At 44.2% G+C, this 24,224-nt stretch carries 18 protein-coding genes and 3 tRNA genes; 15 read left to right on the plus strand and 6 right to left on the minus strand.

Translation table 11 applies throughout. The annotated features are described in order from the left end of the window. The first annotated feature begins 5 nt into the window (after positions 1 to 5). From B0E43_RS08425 to B0E43_RS08455, 7 genes are all read left to right on the plus strand, one after another. Positions 6 to 596, plus strand: coding sequence for a DUF4202 domain-containing protein (locus B0E43_RS08425; protein ID WP_077348561.1), 591 nt, complete (start codon positions 6 to 8; stop codon positions 594 to 596). After that, the gene (locus tag B0E43_RS08430) at positions 589 to 2,397 is read left to right on the plus strand and encodes an ATP-binding protein (protein WP_077348563.1); all 1,809 of its coding nucleotides are present in this window, start codon (positions 589 to 591) and stop codon (positions 2,395 to 2,397) included. The genes B0E43_RS08425 and B0E43_RS08430 overlap by 8 nt, the downstream gene beginning before the upstream one ends. A 59-nt stretch (positions 2,398 to 2,456) precedes the next feature. Beyond that, positions 2,457 to 3,119, plus strand: coding sequence for a response regulator transcription factor (locus B0E43_RS08435; protein WP_077348565.1), 663 nt, complete (start codon positions 2,457 to 2,459; stop codon positions 3,117 to 3,119). Between the two features lie 145 nt (positions 3,120 to 3,264). Then, positions 3,265 to 4,689, plus strand: a complete 1,425-nt coding sequence (locus B0E43_RS08440; protein ID WP_077348567.1) for an MFS transporter — start codon at positions 3,265 to 3,267, stop codon at positions 4,687 to 4,689. Positions 4,690 to 4,783: 94 nt separating this feature from the next. Then, positions 4,784 to 8,308 (plus strand): nitrate reductase, encoded by a 3,525-nt coding sequence (locus B0E43_RS08445; RefSeq protein ID WP_077348569.1) that lies wholly within the window; start codon positions 4,784 to 4,786, stop codon positions 8,306 to 8,308. Continuing rightward, on the plus strand, positions 8,305 to 9,747 hold the full coding sequence (locus B0E43_RS08450; RefSeq protein WP_077348571.1) for a rubredoxin: 1,443 nt from the start codon (positions 8,305 to 8,307) through the stop codon (positions 9,745 to 9,747). The genes B0E43_RS08445 and B0E43_RS08450 overlap by 4 nt, the downstream gene beginning before the upstream one ends. Positions 9,748 to 9,971: 224 nt before the next feature. Then, entirely contained in the window at positions 9,972 to 11,249 is a 1,278-nt protein-coding gene (locus tag B0E43_RS08455; protein ID WP_077348573.1) for an alginate export family protein, read from the plus strand. Positions 11,250 to 11,342: 93 nt separating this feature from the next. Here the strand turns inward: B0E43_RS08455 and moaCB are convergent, their stop codons facing one another. The 4 genes from moaCB to B0E43_RS08475 are packed head-to-tail and all read right to left on the minus strand — an operon-like array spanning position 11,343 to position 14,851. Continuing rightward, positions 11,343 to 12,221, minus strand: coding sequence for a bifunctional molybdenum cofactor biosynthesis protein MoaC/MoaB (gene moaCB / locus B0E43_RS08460; protein WP_077348575.1), 879 nt, complete (start codon positions 12,219 to 12,221; stop codon positions 11,343 to 11,345). 42 nt (positions 12,222 to 12,263) lie between these two features. Next, complete coding sequence (gene cobA, locus B0E43_RS08465) at positions 12,264 to 13,070, minus strand: uroporphyrinogen-III C-methyltransferase (protein WP_077348577.1); 807 nt, start codon at positions 13,068 to 13,070, stop codon at positions 12,264 to 12,266. A 2-nt stretch (positions 13,071 to 13,072) separates the two neighbouring features. Beyond that, positions 13,073 to 13,648 carry a molybdenum cofactor guanylyltransferase gene (locus tag B0E43_RS08470; RefSeq protein WP_077348579.1) on the minus strand — a complete coding sequence of 192 codons (576 nt, stop codon included), beginning with the start codon at positions 13,646 to 13,648 and terminating at the stop codon, positions 13,073 to 13,075. Positions 13,649 to 13,675: 27 nt separating this feature from the next. Then, positions 13,676 to 14,851 (minus strand): molybdopterin molybdotransferase MoeA, encoded by a 1,176-nt coding sequence (locus B0E43_RS08475; RefSeq protein ID WP_077348581.1) that lies wholly within the window; start codon positions 14,849 to 14,851, stop codon positions 13,676 to 13,678. A gap of 232 nt (positions 14,852 to 15,083) precedes the next feature. Between B0E43_RS08475 and B0E43_RS08480 the strand changes: the two genes are divergently transcribed. The 4 genes from B0E43_RS08480 to B0E43_RS08505 all read left to right on the plus strand — a co-directional run bounded on the left by B0E43_RS08480 (position 15,084) and on the right by B0E43_RS08505 (position 17,808). Then, a tRNA-Pro gene (locus tag B0E43_RS08480) sits at positions 15,084 to 15,157 on the plus strand. Positions 15,158 to 15,925: 768 nt separating this feature from the next. Next, on the plus strand, positions 15,926 to 17,347 hold the full coding sequence (locus B0E43_RS08495) for a sodium:alanine symporter family protein (RefSeq protein WP_077348585.1): 1,422 nt from the start codon (positions 15,926 to 15,928) through the stop codon (positions 17,345 to 17,347). A gap of 109 nt (positions 17,348 to 17,456) precedes the next feature. Further along, positions 17,457 to 17,538 (plus strand) — tRNA-Leu (locus B0E43_RS08500). 197 nt (positions 17,539 to 17,735) lie between these two features. Next, positions 17,736 to 17,808: transfer RNA gene (locus tag B0E43_RS08505), tRNA-Thr, on the plus strand. 26 nt (positions 17,809 to 17,834) lie between these two features. Here the strand turns inward: B0E43_RS08505 and B0E43_RS08510 are convergent. Continuing rightward, positions 17,835 to 18,920, minus strand: coding sequence for an AI-2E family transporter (locus B0E43_RS08510; protein WP_077348587.1), 1,086 nt, complete (start codon positions 18,918 to 18,920; stop codon positions 17,835 to 17,837). Between the two features lie 138 nt (positions 18,921 to 19,058). Here B0E43_RS08510 and B0E43_RS08515 point away from each other — a divergent pair, with 138 nt between their 5' ends. Next, positions 19,059 to 19,913 carry an alpha/beta hydrolase family protein gene (locus B0E43_RS08515; protein WP_077348589.1) on the plus strand — a complete coding sequence of 285 codons (855 nt, stop codon included), beginning with the start codon at positions 19,059 to 19,061 and terminating at the stop codon, positions 19,911 to 19,913. 86 nt (positions 19,914 to 19,999) lie between these two features. Further along, positions 20,000 to 21,145 carry a 1-acyl-sn-glycerol-3-phosphate acyltransferase gene (locus tag B0E43_RS08520; RefSeq protein WP_077348591.1) on the plus strand — a complete coding sequence of 382 codons (1,146 nt, stop codon included), beginning with the start codon at positions 20,000 to 20,002 and terminating at the stop codon, positions 21,143 to 21,145. A 7-nt stretch (positions 21,146 to 21,152) separates the two neighbouring features. Here the strand turns inward: B0E43_RS08520 and B0E43_RS08525 are convergent, their stop codons facing one another. Then, on the minus strand, positions 21,153 to 22,394 hold the full coding sequence (locus B0E43_RS08525; RefSeq protein ID WP_077348593.1) for a GAF domain-containing sensor histidine kinase: 1,242 nt from the start codon (positions 22,392 to 22,394) through the stop codon (positions 21,153 to 21,155). Between the two features lie 137 nt (positions 22,395 to 22,531). Between B0E43_RS08525 and B0E43_RS08530 the strand changes: the two genes are divergently transcribed. Continuing rightward, a complete protein-coding gene (locus B0E43_RS08530; protein WP_077348595.1) occupies positions 22,532 to 23,104 on the plus strand; it encodes a peptidylprolyl isomerase in 573 nt (190 codons plus the stop codon). Next, positions 23,101 to 24,171, plus strand: coding sequence for a Gfo/Idh/MocA family protein (locus B0E43_RS08535; RefSeq protein WP_077348597.1), 1,071 nt, complete (start codon positions 23,101 to 23,103; stop codon positions 24,169 to 24,171). Before B0E43_RS08530 ends, B0E43_RS08535 begins: the two co-directional genes overlap by 4 nt. The last annotated feature ends 53 nt before the right edge of the window (positions 24,172 to 24,224 follow it).

Here is a 24,224-nt window from a genome sequence, read left to right on the forward strand (position 1 = left end):
TTTGAATGAACCGATTCGACAAAGCCATCCAGCTGATAGACCAAATCAACTCTGAAGATCCGACCAAAGAATCCTGGAAAGGGAAAGATTTTCCAAAGGAATTGCTTTATTCCCACCGGATGACTAAAAAACTGGGAGAATTTGCACCGGATGCCGCTGAACACTTGAAAATCGCAGCCCGCGCCCAGCACATCGGCAGATGGAAGATCCAGCGTTCCGAATACCCCATGGACAGGACTGGATATCTCACCTGGCGAGAGGATCTCAAAAAAATGCATGCAGAAATGGCCGGCAAGCTTCTGGAGGAATTTGGCTATGAGGAGGCTTTTATTTCCAAAGTCAAATTCCTGATCCGAAAAAAACAACTGAAAACCGACTTCGAAACCCAGATTTTGGAAGATGTCGTCTGTTTGGTTTTTCTGGAATACTACTTTGAGGAGTTTGTAGCCAAGCATGAGTTTGAAAAAATTAAAGACATCCTAAAGAAAACCTGGGCCAAAATGTCCGAAAAAGGCCAAAAAGCCGCCCTCCAACTCAATTTTTCCTCCCAAAGTCTTCGCATCATTCAGGAAGCACTATTCGACAGCAATGACTGAGAATACCAATACGCTCGATCGGGATACCTTCAACAGACTCAGACGTCTTTACATTATTGCCCTCGGCGCAATCGCCATTTCATTGATTACCAGCCAGATTTTGATCAGACAATACCTGGCCGATCAGGAGGATGACAGCCGATTGGTCAATGTGGCAGGTCGACAGCGGATGCTCAGCCAAAAGCTAAGCAAAGAGGCATTGCTGTTATCCCTCGATCAATCTGACTTTCAAAGAAGAGCACTTGAAGACACCCTTTTGGAAACCAAAACCGACTGGGAAAGAGCACACAATGCCTTGCTAATTGGTGATGAAAATTTGGGGCTCAATCCCGGAAACAGCCCGGAAATCTCAAAAATGTTCGAGGGAATTCAGCCACATTTCGAAACCATCGTCTCCAACACCAACTCCCTAATTCAGCTTTCCAAAGAAAACATCGGGGATTCACTGGCATTTCAGAGTTCAGTCACCAACATCCTGAGCAGCTCAAGTGAGTTTTTGACCAAAATGGAGGAAATCGTAAACCAATATGATTTTGAAGCCAAGGAAAAAGTTGAAAGTCTAAAGCAACTTGAACTGATCATAACGCTTTTTACTTTGTTGGTTTTGCTTGCTGAGTTTTTGATCATCTTTTGGCCTTCGGCCAAAGCTATGAAGGCAAGTATCAGGGTATTGATGGAAGCTGAGAAAAAAGCCATCAAAATGGCAAAGGATGCCGATTTGCTCAGTCAGGCAAAAGAAAAATCCGTTCGTGAACTTCGCGCTTTGAGCCAGGCGATGGATCAAATTTTGCTTTTTGCAAGAATCACTCCAGATGGACACATCACTCACATCGGAGACCGCTTTGCAAAGCTGGTCAAGTTTCAGAAGTTCAATCAAAACGCCAAATTTTCGGATGTGCTTACCGAACAGGAAAATGAGCGTTTGACCATTGACAGGATTATTTCCGAAAACAAAAAGTCAGGTTGGCAGGGGGAATTAAAAGCCACTGCCCCGAGCGGACAGGATCTGTGGCTTGACTTTTCTATGATTCCATTTCATTCTGGAGAAATTTCCGAGCTAATCATCATCTGTCTGGACATCACCAAGCGCAAAGAAGCCCAACTTGAAGTCCAGCAATTGACCAAAGAAAGCTTTGAAGAAAAGATGCTCCAGCAGAATGTCCTCAGCCGGCAGATCATCGAAAACCAGGAAAACGAGCAAAACCGTATCGCCAAAGACATCCACGACGGAATTGGTCAGATGCTCACCGGGTTGAAATATTTGCTGGAAAGTGTTGACCTGAGCGAAGGCGAAAAAGCGCAAGTCAAACTCGAAAAACTGAAGGAATTGACCACAAATATCATCAAGGGCGTTCGCACAGCTACTTTTAACCTCACACCTCCTGAACTCAAAGATTACGGCATTGTGCCCGCCCTGACCGAACTTACTCAGGAACTAAGTAAGCTCACAGGTAAAGACATTATCCTGATGAACAAGTCTGATTTCAACCGCCGGTTGGACTCTTTGGTCGAAATCAACCTTTATCGAATCACCCAGGAAGCCATCAACAATGCGATCAAATATGCAGAATCTACCCTTATTTTGGTGACAATTTCTCACAGTGAAAAAATCCTCAGTATCACGATTGATGACAATGGAAAGGGTTTTGACAAGAAAGCCCTGAAACCCAAACCGGACAAAGACGGAGGAATGGGACTCACTTTTATGCAGGAGCGGATTAAATACATCAATGGCCGGCTCTTCATCAATTCTTCCCCGCAAAAAGGAACCAAAGTCACCCTGAATATTCCGTTGGTTTAATTTTTGAACCCTGATTACGTAAAATTTCCTTACTTTACTACGTAATAACTTTAGAAACGATGAACCCAACCCGAATTGTCCTGGCGGACGACCATGAGCTCGTCCGCGATGGAATTAAGTCCCTGCTGGAAAATGAAGCTGAATTCAAAGTTGTTGCTGAAGCCTCAGACGGAAAAGAAGCTCTGAAATTAATTGCCCAAGACCAGCCCGATCTCCTGATTGTGGACATCAGAATGCCGGTGATGAACGGGATTGAAGTAGTGAAAAACCTGAGCAGAGATTTCCCAAAAGTCAAAAAGCTGGTTTTGTCCATGCATGATTCAGAAGAGTACGTGGTGGAATCCATTGAGTCTGGAGCAGACGGCTACCTGCTCAAAGGCAGCAGCAAGGCGGAATTTCTCAAAGCCTTGCACTCCATTGCAGCTGGTGGAAAGTATTTTTCGGGAGACATCTCGGAGATTATCATCGACAATTTTGTCAGAGGTAAATCCAGGGTCGAACCAAAACCACTCAGCACCACCGAAGAAATTTCCATTCTCACCAACCGTGAAAAGCAAATCCTCGAATTAATCCTGGACGGAAAGGGAAACAACGAAATCGCCGAAGCCCTGAAAATCAGCAGACGAACAGCAGAAGTACATCGGTTTAATCTCATGAAAAAACTGAATGTCAAGAATCTCATCGAACTGACCCAAAAATCAAAAGAATTGAACCTGATCTAAGAAGGATCTAAGTATTTATAAATTTCCAAAAACCCACTCAATTCATTCTGAGTGGGTTTTTTACTTTTTTGTAAAAATTTTTTACGTATTATTTGTTTTATGTACGTATATTTACGTACTTTTATTTCAGATAAAATTAAGTAATATGAAAAATCAAGCTACCCTTAAAGCAACGGGTCTAAATCTGGGAGATTTTAACAGTGTGCCGATCCGGACTTTTTGGATCACATCCTTCGCGTTTTTCATTTGTTTTTTTGCATGGTTTGGCATCATCCCTTTTATGCCGGATGTGGTTAGGGATTTGGGACTTACTCCAGAGCAAAAATGGAACTCAGTGGTTTTGGCCGTTGCTGGTACTATTTTTTCCCGCTTGTTGATCGGGAAATTGTGTGATTTATACGGTCCGAGGATTTGCTATACCTGGCTTTTGATCCTGGCATCAATTCCTGTCATTCTTAGCGGTTTGGTCACTACTCCAATGCAGTTTTATCTCTGCCGCCTTTTTACAGGATTTATCGGAGCCTCCTTTGTGATTACTCAGGTCCACACCTCTTTGATGTTTGCTCCAAATGTGGTAGGAACCGCAAATGCAACTTCCGCCGGTTGGGGAAATTTGGGCGGCGGTGCCAACAGACTAGGAATGCCACTTTTGGCAGCTTTGGTGATCGCCTTTGGGATTGCTGAGGCAGATGCCTGGAGGTATTCAATGGTAGTGATCGGCATCATTTGTTTTTTGACTGGGTTTCTTTACTATTTCTTTACCAAAGACACTCCGTCCGGAAATTATTCTGAATTGGTGGCAAGAGGCGAGAAAATACCAAAAAGCAAAAAAGACACTATCGGCTTCATTGAAGCAGCAAAAGACTACCGTGTTTGGGTTTTGTTTGTGGTCTATGCGGCTTGTTTTGGGATCGAACTTACTGTGTACGGCACCATGGACGATTACCTCCAAAACACCTTTGGAATAAATAGAATCACTGCTGGCAACTTGGTCCTATCCTTTGCCTTGATGAATATTTTTGCCAGAACCCTCGGAGGCTGGTTTGGAGACAAATACGGAAAAACAAGCGGGCTCAAAGGAAGAGTCTGGTTTTTGGCTGCCATCATTGTAGCTGAAGGCTTGATGTTGGGCTTGTTTTCAATAACGACGACGTTGGCTCTCGGCATGGTCCTCTTGATTCTATTCAGTCTTACTGTCCAAATGGCCGAAGGAGCTACCTTTTCGGTAGTACCTTTTATCAATAAAAAAGCAATTGGGTCTATCTCAGGAATAGTTGGTGCCGGAGGTAATTTCGGAGCTTTCCTGACTGCACTTTTCCTTAAATACAAGTCCGCAGGAGCGGAAAAACTGGCTTTCCAGGCAAATGAGCTTTTGGGAGAAGAAGCTGCAAAAGCGGCCCAAGCTGCGGCGGCGGCATCGGCAGTTTCGAGTGGCTATCTGATCATCGGACTGATGATTGTTGTTTCGGGAATAGCTACCTTAATTATCCGATTCAGCCTGGAAGATGAAAAAATCGCAAAACAAGAATTGGAACAACTTACACCTGAATTAATTCGGGTTGAAGACTAAATTGTATTAGAAATTATTGAAAAGCACTTTCTCCTAAATGCCAATTGGAGAAAGTGCTATTTAAAATTACCCTAGCCCGGCCAAATTCTTAAAAGTGAATTCCCAAAAAAAAATAAAAACGACTTGCTCTTATTGCGGAGTTGGCTGCGGAATAGTTGCAGGAATTAACCCCCAATCCAAAGTAAGTGTGGAAGGTGATCCTGACCATCCGGTCAATGCCGGAATGCTCTGCTCCAAAGGGATGAACCTCCACTACGTAGTCAATGACGTTTCAGACCGGATTCTTTATCCAGAAATGCGCTGGAGTCGATCCCATCCCCGGGAGCGGGTAAGCTGGGATGAAGGCTTAGACAGAGCTGCGGCCGTTTTCAAATCTTTGATCCGGAAATACGGCCCAAACAGCGTTGGATTTTATATTTCCGGCCAATGCCTTACCGAAGAATATTACATCGCCAACAAATTGACCAAGGGCTTTCTTGGCACCAATAACATCGACACTAATTCCCGGCTTTGCATGAGTTCGGCGGTGGTTGCCTACAAAAAAACCTTTGGTGAGGACGCAGTGCCTGTTTCCTATGAAGACATCGAGCTCGCAGATGTCTTTTTGATTGCCGGTGCAAATCCTGCCTGGAACCATCCGATTCTTTTTCGAAGACTGGAAAAACACAAGGAAAAAAATCCCAATGTCAAGGTCATAGTCGTCGATCCCAGAAAAACCGACTCGGCCAATTTTGCGGATATCCACCTTCAGATCATTCCGGGCACAGACATTATATTATACAATGCCATCGGAAGAAGGCTGATCGAAATAGGGCTGATCGATGAGAATTTTGTAAAAAACCACACAGAAAACTTTCAAAATTACCGAAAACAGGTAATGGAGACCTCTTTGAAAGAGGCCGCAGCACTGTGCGGAATCACAGTTGAAGAAATCAAAGAAGTCAGTGATCTGATCGGGAAATCCCAAGGCTTCATCAGTATGTGGGCTATGGGACTTAATCAAAGTTCCATAGGCACGGATAAAAACTTTTCACTTCTCAATCTTTCCTTGGTCACCGGAAAAGTCGGCAAACCCGGAAACGGACCCTTTTCACTCACTGGGCAACCCAATGCCATGGGCGGTCGGGAAGTCGGCGGCATGGCCAATCTTCTTGCCGTCCACAAAGACCTTCAAAACCCTCAGCATCGACAGGATGTGGCGGATTTCTGGGGCGTGGACCAAATCTCCCCTACTCCCGGATTTACCGCTACGGAGATGTTTGATGCTCTGGCCAGCGGAGAAATGAAAGCTGTCTGGATCATTTGTACCAATCCGATGGTCAGCCTTCCCAATCTCGGGAATGTGGAAAAGGCTTTTGCAAATGCCAAGTTTGTAGTGGTCCAGGACATTTCTCACCGCTCAGATACGGTAGCTTATGCAGATTTGGTTTTGCCAGCAGCAGGATGGTTGGAAAAAGAAGGAACCATGACCAATTCAGAGCGCCGGATTTCCTATTTGGCCAAAGGAATCAATCCTCCCGGTGAAGCGCGACCCGATGTAGAAATCCTCTGTGATTTCGCCAAACGAATGGGTTTCAGAGGATTCAACTTTACCAATGCAGAGGAAATCTATGAGGAATATTGTGCCATGACCAAAGGCACCAACATTGACATTTCCTATCTCAATTACGACCGCCTGAAAAACGAAGGAAGCATCCAATGGCCTGTGCCTGATTACCGTCATCCCGGGACGCCCCGACTTTTCTCGGACAAAAAATTCTTTACTCCGAGCCAAAAGGCAATCTTCAACATTCCTGCCCAGATCGAGAATACATCTGAAAAAATCAGTCCCCAATATCCGTTTATTCTAACCACCGGGCGGATCAGGGACCAATGGCACACCATGACCAAAACCGGAAAAGTGGCCCGATTACGGACTCACTATTCTCACCCGGTATTGGAAATCAGTCAGCTTGATGGCTACATCTACAAGATCAAAGACGGAGATGTGGTCGAAGTAAAAAGCAAAAACGGAGTGGTCCGGGTCAGGGCTAAACTCTCCAAATCCATCCGAAATGGCGTGGTCTTTCTACCCATGCATTGGGGCAAACAATTGGAAAACGACCTCAACAGGGCCAATAACCTGACCTTCACCCGGGTGGATCCCCAATCCAAAGAACCGGACTTCAAATACACGACCGTCTCAGTCACCAAATATCAAAAGCCAAAAGAAAAGATCTTGGTTATCGGGGCTGGTGCAGCCGCATTCCGGTTTATTCAAAATTATCGGGAGCACAATGACTCGGATTCGATCCATGTCTTCTCCAAAGAGCCCCACCCCTTTTACAACCGGGTTTTGTTGCCGGAATATGTAACCGAAGAACTCACCTGGGAGCAACTTCAGAAAATCAAAGAAGCCGGACTCAGCAAGCTTAAAATCAGCCTGCATACGAGTTTGTCTATTGAAAAAATTGACCCCGAAAACCAAAAAGTCTGGGACAGCAAGGGGCAAGAGCATTCTTACGACAAATTGATTCTGGCCACGGGTAGCAGGGCTTTTGTCCCAAAAGATGCCCAACTAGACCTGCCCGGTCGCTTCACCATGCGTAGCAGAGAGGATGCCGACAAATTCAAAAACTATCTGGATTCGACCCAATTACCGGCAGAGGTTCAGCATGTGGTGATCGTCGGTGGTGGTTTATTGGGACTGGAACTGGCCGCTGCGCTGCAGCACACGAATGTGAAAGTCACCATTGTCCAGCGGGCTTCCCGACTGATGGAGCGACAATTGGATCTGGTTTCGAGCAAATTGCTTTCACTGGATGTCCAGGAGCGTGGAATCCACATTTATTTCGACAACGAGGTCAGTACGGTATTTGACGATCAGTCTTCCAAAAACCTGAACATCACACTGAAAAGCGGAAAAATCATCCAGGCCAATGCCATTGTTTATGCGATAGGTACTCAGCCGAATATCAAAATCGCGAGGGAAAACGGCATCGTTTGCAGTCGCGGAATCAAGGTAAACAAGCACCTTCAAACCAATTTCCCCAACATTTTCGCCATCGGAGAAATCGCCGAATTTGAAAACCAGCTTTTTGGCATTACCTCCGCCGCAGAAGAACAGGCAGCTATTTTATCCAATTTCATTTTGGGAGATATCAGCAGCACTTACAGCGGTTCGGTACTAATGAACATCCTGAAATTCAAAGACCTGGAACTTTGCAGTATCGGCGATATTATCATTCCCGAAAATGAAGAAGGATATGAGGAAATCGTATTCACAGACCTGAGCAGAAGGTATTACAAGAAGTGCATCGTCAAGGATGACCTGTTGATCGGGGCGGTTTTGATGGGAGACAAAAGTGAATTCGCAGAGTTCAAAAGCCTGATTGAAAACAAGATTGAGCTTTCTGAAAAGCGAAAATCCCTCTTGATGGGATCTTCGGAAACCCGGTCAATAATCGGCAAATTGGTCTGTAGCTGTAGCCGGGTTGGTGAAGGGAATATTCAGGAAGCGATCGCCGGAGGTTGCACCGAATTCTCAGCCCTTTGTACCCAGACAGGTGCAGGATTGGGTTGCGGAAGTTGCAAAACGGAGGTACGGGAGATTTTAAACCAAGCAAAAGTAAAGGTATGAAGCAGACCTTCTCCAGAGTAGTCGTCAAAGGTGGAGTGCTTTCTCCGGCCGAGCTCAAGCAGATTTTGGAAATTGCTGAAGGTGCGGGTTTGGATACCATTTCATTCGGCTCCCGTCAGGATATTTTGTTTATCAAAGAAGACGGAGCATTTTCGATAGATCCACAATACAAATTTCAGATCATTTCTCCTGATCAAGAAGGTGCCGAAAACATCGTTTCTTCCTATGTTTCCTCGGACATTTTCCCAAATACGCCTTGGCTGACTGGTGACCGGTACCTCTATATTTTAGAGCAATTCCGGATGCAATCCGAGCTTAAAATCAACATTACTGATCCCCGGCAGCGCCTTGTCCCATTGTTCACCGGACATTTGAATTTCATCGCTTCAGAGCATGAGGACTATTGGTATTTATTCGTCAGGCTTCCGGAATGGGAATCCAACCAAATGTTTCCTGCCTTAGTTTACAGTTGGGATTTGGCAAAAGTCGCTGTGGCGATCGAGGATATTTTGCAAGAAGAACCCGAGACAGTTGACTTTCTCTTCGACTTGGTCAATGATGCAGTTGACCTCAACAACCGGACGGTCGACAAACCGTTGGAGGTTCCCTTTTATCCTTTCCCCTACTATGAAGGAATCAATCGCGTCGGATCAGACAGCTATTGGATGGGATTGTATTGGAGAAACAACAGATACTACACGGATTTTCTCAAAGCACTCTGCGACCTTTGCTCTGATTGTAGGATCGGAAAAATTTCGATCACCCCATGGAAATCATTGATTATTAAAGGAATTGCGGAATCATACAAACTGGAATTTGAAAAACTTTTGGGGAAATACGGAATCAATGTCCGACACTCTATGCTTGAGCTCAATTGGCACTTGCCTGTCAATAACAAATCTGCCATCAAGCTGAAAAAGTACTTGGTCTCCTATTTTGACAAGCATGACATCAGTACCTATGGATTGACTTTTGGGATCACAGATTACACCCGAAAAGCCTATTATTTTACTTCAATCATCATCGAAAAAAATGAGCCTCCCATGAAATTGGAAGGCTTAAAAATCCGGAGCACATACAATCTTCTTCATGCCAAGAACTTTGACCCAAACACTCAGGAATACTTGGTTTATGTGCAGGAAGTGGACAAAACCGACTTGCCTGAATTACTCATTGAATTGAGTAAAATCTATTTTGAGCAGTTGGGGAATGAAAAAACGCTGCCTGAAAAACCTGTCAAGGCCAAAGAATTGGTCAGCAAAGAAGCCTATCAATGCCGGGAATGCCTGACCGTTTACGACTCCAACTATGGAGATTTGACTCAGGGGATTCCTGCCGAAACACCTTTTGAGAACTTGCCTGAAAACTATCACTGCCCACTTTGCGAAGCACCCAAATCCAGTTTCGCGAAAAAGAAATTCGTTAAGCAGGCGGAATGAAACTGGGATTTCATTTAATGGCATAAAATTGATTTTTTAAACTTCATTTCGATCTCCATTCACAAGGGCTTTTTTTTTCAAAAAGACAATCGAGGGAAAGGAAAAGAACCCTTCGACTCCGCTCAGGGTGGCATCAGCAAAGTAAAATAATACGTATTTTTTAAGTATTTATTTTGATAAAATAAGTATTTATACGTATTTTTAATTAACCTATTCTACCTGTTATGAAAAAGATCCTCTACACAATCGTACTTGGTATTTTGCTAATTGCCAAGGCTCAAGCACAATCCATTTCACTTGACGCGGACATCAGACCCAGATTCGAATACCGACACGGGTTTGGAAATTTACTTCCGGAAGGCGGCGATCCGGCTGCATTTGTCACGCAGCGGTCCAGGCTCAATTTTGCCTATCAAGACACTAAGTTGAAGTTTTATTTCAGCGTCCAGGATGTCAGCACTTGGGGTGATACCCAGCAACTTTCCATCAGCGACGGAAACAACTCCTTCTCTCTTTTCCAGGCTTGGCTGAGCTATTCGTTTACAGAAGCTTGGTCCATGAAACTGGGCCGACAGACACTTTCCTACGACGATCAGCGGATGCTCGGGGAAGTTGATTGGGTGATGCAGGGCAGATTTCATGATGCCGCCATGCTGACTTATTCTAAAAATGGCTTTAAAACCGATCTAGCCTTTGCTTTCAATCAGGAAAGTCAGAAAACCGAAGGCTCGGGTTATGGAATCAACGGCATGTATTCCTACAAGGTGATGCAGATGCTCCATGCCAAAAAGTCCTGGGAAAAGGGATCAATCAGCTTTCTTTTCATGAATAACGGCTTCCAAAAATTCACGGAAGAAACTACTCCAAGACCCGATGGAGTCTATTACCGACAGACTACCGGAACCTATTTCACCTTTCCCCTCTCCAAAGTTACTTTAACAGGTTCGGCATACTTGCAGACAGGAAAATCAACACCCACCACCGATCTCACCGCTTACCAATACATGCTCGAAGCCAAATACAAACCCGGAAAAGTGGCCTTTGTCCTAGGTTATGAGGCATTGAGTGGTTCTGATCAAATTGCAGAATCCAAGTCCAATTCGTTTTTTCCGCTGTATGGAACCAACCACAAGTTCAACGGCTTCATGGATCTATTCTATGTTGGAAATCACGCGAACAATGTCGGCTTGAATGACCTGTATGCGAATATCCTGCTCCCTACAGGCAAAAATTCAAGCCTGGCAGCTTATGGCCATTTCTTTTCAGCCAATGCAGAATTGAAGGATAATCAAAGCGGCTACCTGGGATCTGAACTGGATTTGGTTTATTCCAAAACCATCGCAAAAAAAGTCAAACTGAACGCCGGATATTCCCAGTTTTTTGAGACCGAAAGTATGGTGGACATCAAAGGTGGAATCCAGCCGGCCAAGACTCAAAACTGGGGTTGGGTGCAATTGATCGTTACTCCAAACTTGTTTAAGCATTCTTGGAAGGAGGAGTAGAATGTCGGGAAGAATGGAAGTCGGAAGTTTGGATGTAAGTAGGGATTACCTTGGGGATGACTGTTTTTCCGGGAATTGACCCGCACTTCACTTTCAAAGAGTATGAAGTATATGAGGGAAAATAGCCTCCATTGACTCCATGGCACCTCGGGTAGATCCCGGCAAAGCCAACACCATGCAATCCCCAATCGTTCCCGCCAAACTTCTGGAAAACATCGCATGTGGAGTTCGGCTCTGTCCGTAGCTGCGAATCGCTTCTTCTATTCCGGGAATCCTTTTTTCAAGTAAGGATTCTAAAGCCTCCGGAGTCACATCCGTTGAAGACAAGCCAGTTCCACCGCTAAAAATCACCAATTGATTTTCGGAGGAAAGCCTTGTAGCCAAGGCTCTGATCTCTTCCAAACTATCAGGAATGAGAATGTAGGAGGTGATCTGGATTGGTTGAAAGCGAAGCTTTTTCAGGATCGCCTGTCCGGCAGAATCCGCTTTGATTCCGTTTGCAACTGCATTGGAACAAACAACGACTGCAGTTTTTATCGGTTCCTGGATTTGGTTCTCTTCTTTGGGCTTTCCTGTTTTTTCCTCGATTTTTATTTGGTCAATGGAGATTCCTTTATCAATTGGCTTGAGCATGTCATAGATTGTCAATGCAACAATCGAAGCTCCGTGCATGGCTTCCATCTCCAAATCGGACTTACAGACTGATTTGACTTTTACCGAAATGCGGATCTCCAAATCTTGAATCTCATATTCGATTCCAGTGAATTCAATCGGCTGGGGGTGGGAATTGGGAAGATTGAGAGCGGTGTTTTTCACACCAAAAAGTCCGGCGACTTTGGCCATTTCGAGGACATTCCCCTTCGGAACCCGGTTTTCGATCACTGCCAAAATCGTCTCTGGTTGACTGACCCGTACCACAGCTTTTGCAGTGGCCTCACGAAGTTGGGTAATGTTTGCTGAGATATCCTCCATTAATTCCAATCAAAACCTTGCGCCCTTCAACTTTTCAGATTATCAAAAAGGAAAGGCTCCCAAATTTTGGAAGATAAACTCATCCTCGAAAACATAATTCTCAGAAGAAATGGCTTTGACTTTGGCCAGGTTTACCACCTCACCGATTACCAAAACTGCCGGTCCTTTGATCGCCTCCTTTTTTGAAAGCTTGACAATCGACTTGATGGTGCCGACCACTTCTCTTTGATTGGTTCGTGTGCCGTTTTGAATAATGGCAACCGGAATATTGCATTTGTCCAAGTCTTTATAAATCCGGGTGATTTCTTCGAGTTTTGACAATCCCATCAAAATCACGACAGAGGCAGAGGACTGTGCTGCCAAGGCAACATCTGAGGATAATTCGTGTGAGCTGGTCGTACCCGTAATTACCCAGAAACTTTCTGAAATACCTCTGAAAGTAACCGGAATCCCCACCGAAGCCGGCACAGCAATACAGGATGAAATCCCTGGAATGACGGTCGTTTCAATCCCGTTTTTATTGGCAAATTCCTCCTCTTCTTTTCCCCTTCCAAACACAAATGGATCGCCGCCTTTGAGCCGAACCACTGATCCAAATTCATGGGCATATGTTACGATCAATTGGTTGATTTCATCCTGGGAAAAAGAATGAGCCCCCTTGCGCTTTCCGACGGAAATTTTTACAGCATTTTCCGCCAAATCCAGAATATCCTCATTGACCAAGGCATCGTAAAGTACTACTTCCGCTTTTTGAAGGGCTTTTACTGCTTTCAAAGTCAGCAGTTCCGGATCTCCGGGACCGGCACCGATCAGGGTAAGATGAGGGGTGTTTTTTGGAGAATTTTTCATGGTCAATAGGTTTGGGATAGGCTTTGAAGCTGGGCTTTGGTATTAATATTTTGAACGGTTGGAATTCGTCCGTGATTCAGGACAATCCGCTGATTGGGCATGCTTTCGACAAATTGCCGAAGCTTCAGTTCCCCTTTCAAAATCGATTTTTCTACGAATTTTAATTGCTGCTTGGGATAGATTCCTATCAATGGATAGTCGTTTTTTCCGTCAGATAGGAAGGTGATTTTTTCGGGAGCTTCTCTTGATTTTTCGACCAAAAAGGTCAAAACTTCAGTCGTTATCTTCGGAATATCGCAGCTCAGAATAAGGACAAAATCGGAATCAGAATGCCTCAAAGCAGTAAGAATTCCACCCAAAGGACCTTGGTCTTCGATCACATCCTGAATCATTTCCAAATTGAAAGATTGATAAGCAGGATTTTTGGTAACCAATACCGGATTTGATACAATGGGAAAAACAGCTTCCAAAATCCACTCGACAAAAGACTTCCCCTGGAATTCCACGAGTCCTTTTTCCTCACCCATTCGAGTACTTTTGCCACCACAAAGGGTATAAGCTGCCAAATTTCCTTTCATCTTATTATCAATAAGTGATCATTTCAATTAGCCCAAATTAATCGGGAAAAAGCTAACGGGCTCACCGGATTCAATTTTAGAAATTGATTCATCCACATAAACCAAAGCATTTGCCTCAGCAAAAGATCCGAGGGAATTGCAGGTCTGCTTATCCATGATTTTAACGATTCCATTTTCTTCTTTGGCTGCAAGAAAGAGTGATTTCCCCTGAGGGTTCAGGAGGTCCCCGTCTAGAATTCCGTGTTTCAGATTTAGCTCAAAACCTTTCCCTGAAGTGATTTTTCGAAGTGTTGGAAGGATATAAACCAATAGGCAGGTTACGAGCGACGCAGGGTTGCCAGGCAAGGCAAAAACCAATGCTTTGTCCTTTTTCCCAAACCACAATGGCCGGGCCGGTTTTTGATTGACTTTGTAAAAAATCTCCTGGACGGTGTTGACTTCAAGTCCGGCTTTTACATAATCATAGTCCCCAACGGATATTCCTCCCGAAATCAAGACCAAATCCGCATCAAGCGATTTATGAATTGCCCGGGCAGTCGCGGCTTTTTCATCTTTTACATAGGAAATGCTGTCAATGGGATAACCCTGTTCAGCCAGAATCGCCCTAATTGAAATTCCGTTTGTTTCGTAAACGCCACCGGGCCTGAGTGGACTTCCTGCACCTTGCAGTTCATTCCCGGTGACGATTACAGCAATTTTGGGTTTGTTAATGACTAAAACTTCTTCCAATCCAAATCCGGCCAAAAAGCCAAGCTGCAAAGCCTGAATCCTTGTACCCTTTTTGGCTACCAACTCTCCTTCCCTCACCTGTTCGCCGATAGATCTAACATTGGCAAAAGGTCTGGGCATCTGCTGAATCCGGATTTCGGATCCATTCCTGTGAATATTCTCCTGAATCACTACGGTATCCGCCAGATCAGGAACTCTGGCACCTGTGAGAATTCGAATGGCCTGATTTCCGATCAGATCGAATTCATTGAAATCCCCGGCTTTGCTCTCGCCCACCAATTCATAGGACTGGGATGGCCCATACTTAATTGCATAACCGTCCATGGCAGACTGCCGGAAAGGGGGTAAAGAAATGGGAGCATGGATGTCCTCTGCCAAATAATAGCCCAAACAATGCTGTAGAGGCAGCTTTTTCGGCTGCAAAACCTCAGCATGTTGACTGATACTTGAAAGGGCAGAGCAAACTGAAACCATTGGGATTTTCGAAATGCAGTTAAAAGTATAAATAAATTACGTATTTATACTTATTTTCTACGTATTTTTTTCTCAAAAATTTGGGATGCAAAGCACGCAATTGAAATGAGTTAGTGGGCTTTTGAAAAAAAACCGATTTTTTTCAAAGACCGGCTTTGAGCCAAAATTAAAATCCGTATGTTTGCATGCCGTTAGAAAAAAGGGCTTAAAAACCGAAATTTTAACGACAAATCGGGGTGTAGCGTAGCCCGGTATCGCGCCACATTTGGGATGTGGAGGTCGTAGGTTCGAATCCTGCCACCCCGACTTAGTTTTAAAAAGCCTTTGGATGGAAATTCAAAGGCTTTTTTGTTCTTATCACTTTCTAAAAAGTTCGGGGTGTAGCGTAGCCCAGCATCTCGTCCCGATTGCGATCGGGAAGGTCGAAATCCGAATCCTGCCACCCCGACTTTGTTTTAAAAAGCCTTTGGATGAAAATCCAGAGGCTTTTTGTTTCTAGTTAAAGTTCGAGGTGTAGCGAAACCCGGTTTCTCGTCCCGATGGAGATCGGGAAGGTCGAAATCCGAATCCTGCCACCCCGACTTAGTTTTAAAAAGCCTTTGGATGAAAATCCGGAGGCTTTTTTTGGTACAATTTTCATAAAAGTTCGGGGTATAGCGTAACCCAGTTTCTCGTCCCGATTGCGATCGGGAAGGTCGTAGGTTCAAATCCTGCCTCCCCGACTTAGTTTTAAAAAGCCTTTGGATGAAAATCCAGAGGCTTTTTTGTTTCATGGAAAAAGTTCGAGGTGTAGCGAAATCCGATTTCTCGTCCCGATGGCCCCGATAGATATCGGGGGAAAAGTCGTCCTTGAAATCCTGTCACCCCGATTTAGTTTATAAAAGCCTTTGGAGAGAAATCCAGAGGCTTTTTTGTTTTGGATTAAGGCCTCATTAAATCCCGAGGGTTTTCCCCAAAAACGAATCATTTTTCATCCCACCTATCAAGTTTTTGGCAATTTTTCCGCTTCTTACCTACAAATTCAGAACTTGAATTGGAGAATCCACCACCTTCCCAAAAAATTAAATACACTAGATGAAAGAGATAATTGATACTATCAATGGTATAATTTGGAGTAATGCATTGATTTTTTTGTGCCTGGCTGCAGGAGTTTATTTTTCTTTTGCCTTGAAATTTCTTCAGGTGACCTATCTACGGGAAATGATCCGCTTGCTGTTTGGCGGCCAATCCTCAGACAAGGGGGTTTCCTCCTTCCAGGCTTTTGCGATAGCAATAGCCGGCAGGGTCGGAACCGGAAACATTGCCGGAGTGGCTACTGCAATTGCGATGGGTGGTCCCGGAGCAATATTTTGGATGTGGGCAATCGCTTTCTTGGGAGCTGCCTCTGCATTTATAGAATCCACCTTGGGACAGATTTACAAAGAAGTAAACAACGGTCAATACCGTGGAGGACCCTCCTATTACATCGAAAAAGGCCTCGGAATGAAATGGTATGCCATGTTGTTCGCATTCGCCACCATCCTGAGTACGGTGATTTTTCTCCCTGGAGTTCAAAGCAACAGTATCGCATTGAGCGCCAACAACGCCTTTGATATTCCTGTTCATTATACAGGAATTGCCATCACACTTTTTCTGGGACTAATCATTTTCGGTGGAGTAAAACGGATCGGAAAAGTAGCTGAAGTAGTGGTTCCTTTCATGGCTTTGGCTTATATCCTCATGGCTGTCATCATTATTATCATTAATATCACTGAAGTTCCCGCAGTATTCGCCCTGATTTTTAAATCCGCATTCAATATGGAAGCTGCATTCAGCGGAGTATTTGGTATGGCAATCGCCTGGGGAGTAAAGCGGGGAATCTATTCCAACGAAGCTGGCCAGGGAACTGCACCACATGCGGCAGCGGCAGCTGAAGTTACTCATCCTGCAATCCAAGGATTAGTACAGGGGTTTTCTGTTTACGTGGACACATTATTTGTTTGTACCGCTACGGCACTGATGATCCTTTTCACGGGACAATACAATGTGGTAAATCCTGAAGGCGGCTTTATTGTGGAGAATCTGCCCGGCGTTCCTTTTGGACCTGAATACACTCAGTACGCAATTGGAACCCACTTTCCCGCTATCGGAAAGGGATTCGTCGCTATTGCGCTGCTGTTTTTTGCTTTCACTACGATCATGGCTTATTATTTTATCGCGGAGACAAATCTTAGCTACCTGACCAGAAACAAATCCTCTAAATGGGCCGTTCGGCTTCTGCAAGCCGCAATCTTGGGCACCACATTTTACGGATCTGTCAAAACTGCAGAAGTGGCCTGGACCCTTGGAGATATTGGGGTGGGAATGATGGCCTGGCTGAATATTATTGCCATTCTGCTGCTTAGAAAACCGGCATTCAAGGCTTGGGAAGATTACAAAAAGCAGAAAAAAGAAGGAAAAACTCCCGTTTTCAAAGCGAAAAGCATCGGGATCGAAAATACTGACCTTTGGAAGTAATTGGCATTCAAGTCTATCTCTAGGCCAGCACCGGAAAGATTGATTTTATTGCATCTGGGCTTGGTTTCAATACCAGAGTTTTACTTTATTTGCAAATCGATTTTAGTAAGCGGATGTGGCGAAATTGGTAGACGCACTGCTTTCAGGTGGCAGCGCCCTTGGGTGTGAAAGTTCGAATCTTTTCATCCGCACAAAAATCAAAAAGCAGACCTCCCGGTCTGCTTTTCTTTTTTTCAATGCTTTGGTAACTTCAGAGGAATATCCAAGCCTCTTTAGCTCAGTTTGAGGGGCGAGGGTAAAGAAACCTTCCACGAAGGAAGGTTTTACCGAGCAGCCAGATTGCAGGGCTGCACCAACTGAGCCGTTTTTAAGGATCACCTTATTTCATGCCTCTTTAGCTCAGTTGGTAGAGCAACGCTTTCGTAAAGCGTGGGTCGCAGGTTCAAGTCCTGTAAGAGGCTCTTGGCTAGTTTATTTTCCAGTTATTTCAGTTTTCCTTTTGGAAGTATTTTCTCCGTACAAGTTTCCAAAAATTCTCAGATTCCTCACTCACAGGCACTTGATCTCCTAGCAGATAGGCAAATGGTTTTAATCCAGCACTTCTCTCCAAGGTGATTTTTAGAACTCCGGTAAGCGGGATAAACAAGACCATTCCGGAAATTCCCCACATCCACCCTCCAAGCAATATGGCAAGGATAACTGCCAAAGCATTCACTTTAACCTTAGACCCTACTACCAATGGGGTGATGATGTTGTTTTCAAAAAGCTGAATTCCCCAAAGTACTGCAAAAGTCAGAAAGGGATAAATCAGAGAATCTGTGGTCAGAAAAACATAGAGAACCGCAAATAAGGAAGAAATGAAAACCCCTACATAAGGAATGAGATTCATAATCGCAATGAAGGAAGCAAACAGAATGAAATATTTGATTCCCATGGTATAAAAGAATATCCCTGCCAAAACCGCAACAATTCCGGTCACCCGGATCATCCCAGCCAGATACGACTGAATAATTCCCCCTGACTCCGCGGCCCAGTTGAGGACAAACTCTTTGTTTTTGGAAGAAAATCTCACGAGAAACTCGATGAAAAAATCCTTGTAATACAACAATAAGAAACTGTAGAGTGGAATTATTCCGGCCAAGGTCAGAGATTTTCCTGTCGCAAATAAGGTTTCATTTAAGTTGGTACTTGGCAAAATAGAAAACACATCTGCCTTTTGATCCGGATCTATAAAATCCCTTCCCACCAACAAACTAAGCTCATCCAGGTACCTGCTTAATTTTCCTTCCAGATTTCCACCTATCTCCGGAATCTCCTTGATCAAACCCACCATTTGATTGAGAAGGAGATATAAAATCCCGAAAGCAATCATACTGACCATCAAAATACTAAAGAATATAGCCAAGCCCCTGGGAATTCTTTTTCTCTCCAACCAGGAAGAAATCGGGTATAGGGCAAAAGCAAAAAAAATCCCCCAAACCAATGGTACCAGAATAAAAGCTCCTTCTTTCAGAATAATTGCTCCGAGGACCAATACTATCAGAAAATTAGCGGTATGCTGCAGGCGGTTCATTTTGTTGACAGGTCCAGAATAGAATTTGGAATATACAAATAAGACTTATTGGATTTGAACCTTGGATTTTCAAAACCGAATTGATTCTAACCTAAGATTCCTTAATTTTCAAAACATCTCTCCTTAACCTACCCACAAATGCTTCGACTACTAATCCTTCTGGCACTTTTACCGGTTTTCGCTTTTTCCCAAACTAAAACTGACACGATCCAAGTCTACAGCCAGGCAATGAAAAAGAACCTCAAGGCGGCTGTAACTACTCCATCTACATACCAAAGTGGCGATCAAAAATTCCCGGTGATATATCTGCTTCACGGAGGCAGCGGAGCATTCAGTGACTGGCACCAAAAAGTGACGGAACCAGGTCTGGTCGGCCGGATGGCTGAAGAGTACAACCTGATCATCGTGACCCCAGGAGTGGGTCCCGCCAGCTACTATTACGACAGTCCTATGCTGGATTCAGTCCGCTATGAAACCTATATGGTCGAAGAGCTGATTCCCCATATTGACAAAAATTACAGAACCCTCGCCCGAAAAGAATCCAGAGCAATCACCGGGCTGTCTATGGGAGGCCACGGCGCAATTACTCTTTCTGCAAAACATCCCGAGCTGTTTGCGGCTGCGGGAAGTATGAGCGGGGTGATGAACATCGATACCCGAATGTGGAAAGTACAGGAGGATTTCAGAAAACTTCGCCAGGAAGGGCAAGCGGCTATGCTCGGCCCAAATCTGAACTACGATGGACCCGGCTTCAACCCTTACACCGCCGTAGGATTGGTGGAAAAAATGAAAGCAAATGACCTCGCTTTGATTATCGATTGCGGGGTGGATGATTTTCTGATAGAAACCAACCGTCAGATCCACAAACTATTGCTGGAAATCGGAACTCCGCACGAATACATCGAGCGTCCCGGCGCACATACCTGGCCCTATTGGACTGAAGCATTGCCGGTCCATTTGCTCTTTATCAATAAGTATCTGAAAAGGGAATAATTAAGGAAAAGGGCTCCCGCTAAAGGTAATTTAACTTCGATTATTCGTCTAATTTTTGCTTTTTGCGGATGCAATATCCACCCACTATGTCCAAATTTGATTCGATAAGACCTTTTTACGATGCGGAAGCAAACGCAGCCATCCGTAAAATAATTGACGATCCTATGCTGGAAGCGATGATGGGCTTCACATTTCCAAATGACAATCCATCCCATTGGAAAGATCTGTTGCGCCACACCCATTCACTCAGGGATTTTCAAATCAATTTCATATATCCCGGACTGATGAAAGTCCTGGAAAAAAGCTCTGACGGACTCAGCACGGGTGGTTTTGAAATTTTGGAACCCAACACTGCCTACCTTTTTATTTCCAATCACAGGGATATCATACTCGATACTTCTTTACTCAATTCCTGCCTATTCGAAAAAGGGCTGGTCATGACTACTTCGGCAATCGGAGACAACCTGATCAAAAAGCCTTTTCTCCATATTCTTTCCCGACTCAACAGGAATTTTGCAATTCGCAGAGGATTATCCGGCAGGGCACTTTTTGAAAGTTCATTGATGGTTTCTGAGTATATCCATAAATCCTTGCTTAGGGAAAACCGCTCTGTGTGGACCGCTCAGCGTGAGGGTAGGACCAAAGATGGCAATGACGTGACCCAAAAAGGAGTCCTCAAAATGCTAACATTAGCTGAAAACGGGAAAAACCCTTTTTCATTCTTTGAAAAAATCCATGTCGTTCCGATCTCTATTTCCTACGAATATGACCCGACGGACATCCTGAAAATGCCAGAACTCCTGGCAAAATCCAGAGATGAAAAGTACGTGAAAAGTGAAAACGAGGACTTTGTAAACCTGCTCAGGGGGATCATGGGAACCAAGAAAAGAATCCACATTCAAGTGAACAAGGTTTTGGACAAGGAAATCAAAGAGATTTCATCAATGGAAATTTCACAACCTGAAAAGCTTGCCCAACTGACCTCCTTGGTTGACTTAAATATTTGGAGTGGTTACAAGCTTTGGCCAAGCAATTACATCGCACACGATTTGCTCCATGGAAATGATCAATTTTCCAAGTTCTATTCAAGGGAAGAAAAAGAAGGCTTCGAAAAAAGACTGCTTGGAAAAGTGGATACCAGCAACCCCATTCTGGTCAAAAATTTCCTTTCCATGTACGCTTACCCGGTGGACAATAGCCAAAAGGCTGCTGTCGACCTGAAAAAGTCCTAAGCTCAACTCAGGATACCGGAATGATCAACTCAAATTCTACTCCCTGTCCAAGCTCAGACTTTAGTAACAACCGGCCGTTGAGTTTGTTGACCAGTTGATGTACCAGATTAAGACCGAACCCGTATCCGATTTCTCCGGAAGTTCCCATCGAAGAGGCAGTCCCTCCACATAAAATTTCCTCTATTTTATCCGGTGTGATTCCAATCCCATTGTCCTTTACTTTAAGTTTTAGGATCTTTTCCTGTTTTTGGATTTCCAAATCTAGCCTTACCTCCACTTTGCCCCCAGCTGGGGTAAACTTGATCGAATTGGAGATCAAATTTCCGAGAATCTGAAGGATTTTGGTTTTTTGAAAGGGAATTTCAGTCATAGAGACAGAAGCTTGCACTGTCAGGACCACGTTTTTGGTGATAGCCTGAGGTCCAAACATATCAAGGACTTTTTCCTTCAAGGATAATAGGGTAAACTCAGATTTCTTGGGATGTTTTTGACCAGCTAAATTGGAAGACAATATTTCATCTGTGAGCTCCAACAAAGACTTCCCACTCTTCTGGATCAAGTCTATGAATTCAAGGACTTCTTCTATTTTGTTCCCATTTCCCTGAATTTGGATAATTTCAGCCAAGCCAATAATCCCTCCGATTGGTCCCCGGATATCATGTGCTATCCGGTTTTTAATTGAATTTGCTTCTTGGACTTTCCGATTTAGGTTGGTTATTTCAACATGAGTTTTGATCCGATTGACCACTTCCCCAGCGATAACCCCGAGCATTTCTTTCTTTTCAGCGGTAAGATATTTGTAATCATCATGAAGAACACATAAAGCGCCAAGAGAGGTGTTCTCATTGATTTTGAGCGGAATTCCAAAGTAATACTTCAAAAAAGGAGATTTGGAGACATAAGGTTTGTCTTTAAATCTCAAATCAACCGAGAGATCTTCAACCTCAAAACCTCCGGAATTCTCCTCCAAAATGGTATACTGGCAAACTGAATCCTCTCGTGAACTTTGCTTAGAATCCAATCCAAAGGATGACACGCTCCATTGGGTGTAAGAATCAATCAGATTGACCACAGAAATAGATGTGCCGGCTACCTTTGCGGCGAGTTTGGTCAACTCTGCGCATGATTTTTCCAAATCAGAAAAATCAAGATCTAGCTCACTCAATTCCAACAGACGCTCCATTTCATTACCAGGAAAGGGAGAATTTTGATCAATAGTCTGTTTTTGAAAGTGATTTTCAGTGTACATCAAAGGAATCCATTTTATTTGAGGATCAAATTACCGAACCTTTCCTGAATCTGATGGAGCCCAAGTTCATTAATAAATAACTTTCTGAAATATGTATATTAAGTGCCTACATCATAGTTACCAAACCCTACTTTGACATGAATTTCCTCCTGATTTTTCAGCTTTTTTTTAGTTTCTTTTCGAAAGATGACAAACTCCCTGTCGGTCGGATCAATACTCCACTGGGAGAAATTCTGATCAGCCTGGACCAACGGACTCCAAACCATCGAGAAAGTTTCATCGAATTGGCTGAGGCGGGATATTGGGATTCACTCACTTTCAACAGAGTCATTCCAAACTTCGTTGCCCAGGCCGGATGTCCTGATACACCAGAGGGCTTCAAAGATCCTGAGTATCTTTTGGAGCCGGAATTCCATCCGGAACTGAAGCATGTCTATGGCGCAGTCGGTGCCGGCCGTGACGACAATCCAGGGAAACTTTCCGCACGATGCCAGTTTTACATCGTCCAAAACCCGCAGGGAATTCCACGCCTGGACGGGGATTATACAGTTTTCGGACAGGTGATCAAAGGCATGGAAATCGTGGATCAGATTGTGGCGGTAAAAAGAAATGAAACTGACGAACCTGAAAAACCAATCACCCTTGACATAGAAATTATTTATTTGAGTCAAGCAGAATACAATAATCTCATCAAGAACTCCAACAAATGAAACCCATCAGCATTCTTATCGTTGGTTGCGGCAATATGGGCGCGACCCACGCCGCTGCTTACCACCAGATGCCCGAGTTCGAAATCTGCGGGTTGGTCGCCCGTGGCGATAGTAAACGCCGTGTCAACAGCGACTTAAACGCGACCTATCCCCTATTTGACGACTTTGATCAGGCCATTGCACAGACCAAACCTGATGCTGTCTGCATCTCCACCTATCCGGATACTCACGAGGAATTTGCTTTGAAAGCACTGGGTGCAGGCTGTCATATCTTCATCGAAAAACCGCTGGCAGACACCATTGCCGGATGTGAGAGAATCATCTCAAAAGCTAAAGAAACCGGGAAAAAAGTTGTCGTGGGGTACATCCTGAGGCATCATCCCTCCTGGATCAGATTTATCGAAGAAGCCCAAAAAATGGGAAAACCACTGGTTATGCGGATGAATCTCAACCAGCAAAGCCAGGGCTACATGTGGGATGTCCACCGAAACCTGATGAAATCCCTAAGCCCCATCGTGGATTGCGGAGTTCATTACATCGATGTAATGTGCCAAATGACCAAATCCAAACCAGTGTGGGTATCTGCAATCGGAGCAAGATTGACCGAGGATATCTCAACAGACAATTACAACTATGGCCAGCTTCAGATCCGCTTTGAAGACGGATCTGTGGGATGGTATGAGGCTGGTTGGGGACCGATGGTCAGTGAGACCGCATTTTTTGTGAAAGATGTTTTTGGCCCAAGAGGAGCAGTATCCATCGTGGCAAAAGATGCCGGAGCCTCCGGAAAATCGGATCATGTGGACAGCCATACCAAAACAGAATCCATCCGTGTTCATCATGCCGCAATTGACGATAAAAACCATTTTTTGAAAGAAGACGAATGGATAGACATGACCGACGAGCCAGATCATCAGGAGCTTTGTAACCGGGAGCAGAAGTATTTTCTCAAAGCAATTCAGGAAAATCTGGACCTGACCGATCACCTGGACGATGCACTTAACAGCCTGAAAATCGCCTTTGCCTGCGATGAATCTGTAAAAACCGGAGAAGTAGTGAGGTTCTAGATTTACAGAACTATGCACTTGATTGGCGGGTAAATGCTAAAAATATATATTGC

The sequence above is a fragment of the Algoriphagus sp. A40 genome, assembly GCF_002002735.1.
Taxonomy (GTDB): Bacteria; Bacteroidota; Bacteroidia; order Cytophagales; family Cyclobacteriaceae; genus Algoriphagus.

Coding starts and splice junctions, on each gene's coding strand:
- B0E43_RS08525 (WP_077348593.1), bottom strand. CDS start 22,394: ATGTACACTGAAAATCACTTTCAAAAACAGACTATTGATCAAAATTCT.
- B0E43_RS08495 (WP_077348585.1), top strand. CDS start 15,926: ATGAAAGAGATAATTGATACTATCAATGGTATAATTTGGAGTAATGCA.
- B0E43_RS08440 (WP_077348567.1), top strand. CDS start 3,265: ATGAAAAATCAAGCTACCCTTAAAGCAACGGGTCTAAATCTGGGAGAT.
- B0E43_RS08450 (WP_077348571.1), top strand. CDS start 8,305: ATGAAGCAGACCTTCTCCAGAGTAGTCGTCAAAGGTGGAGTGCTTTCT.
- B0E43_RS08435 (WP_077348565.1), top strand. CDS start 2,457: ATGAACCCAACCCGAATTGTCCTGGCGGACGACCATGAGCTCGTCCGC.
- B0E43_RS08455 (WP_077348573.1), top strand. CDS start 9,972: ATGAAAAAGATCCTCTACACAATCGTACTTGGTATTTTGCTAATTGCC.
- moaCB (WP_077348575.1), bottom strand. CDS start 12,221: ATGGAGGATATCTCAGCAAACATTACCCAACTTCGTGAGGCCACTGCA.
- B0E43_RS08530 (WP_077348595.1), top strand. CDS start 22,532: ATGAATTTCCTCCTGATTTTTCAGCTTTTTTTTAGTTTCTTTTCGAAA.
- B0E43_RS08520 (WP_077348591.1), top strand. CDS start 20,000: ATGTCCAAATTTGATTCGATAAGACCTTTTTACGATGCGGAAGCAAAC.
- cobA (WP_077348577.1), bottom strand. CDS start 13,070: ATGAAAAATTCTCCAAAAAACACCCCTCATCTTACCCTGATCGGTGCC.
- B0E43_RS08535 (WP_077348597.1), top strand. CDS start 23,101: ATGAAACCCATCAGCATTCTTATCGTTGGTTGCGGCAATATGGGCGCG.
- B0E43_RS08470 (WP_077348579.1), bottom strand. CDS start 13,648: ATGAAAGGAAATTTGGCAGCTTATACCCTTTGTGGTGGCAAAAGTACT.
- B0E43_RS08425 (WP_077348561.1), top strand. CDS start 6: ATGAACCGATTCGACAAAGCCATCCAGCTGATAGACCAAATCAACTCT.
- B0E43_RS08515 (WP_077348589.1), top strand. CDS start 19,059: ATGCTTCGACTACTAATCCTTCTGGCACTTTTACCGGTTTTCGCTTTT.
- B0E43_RS08510 (WP_077348587.1), bottom strand. CDS start 18,920: ATGAACCGCCTGCAGCATACCGCTAATTTTCTGATAGTATTGGTCCTC.
- B0E43_RS08475 (WP_077348581.1), bottom strand. CDS start 14,851: ATGGTTTCAGTTTGCTCTGCCCTTTCAAGTATCAGTCAACATGCTGAG.
- B0E43_RS08430 (WP_077348563.1), top strand. CDS start 589: ATGACTGAGAATACCAATACGCTCGATCGGGATACCTTCAACAGACTC.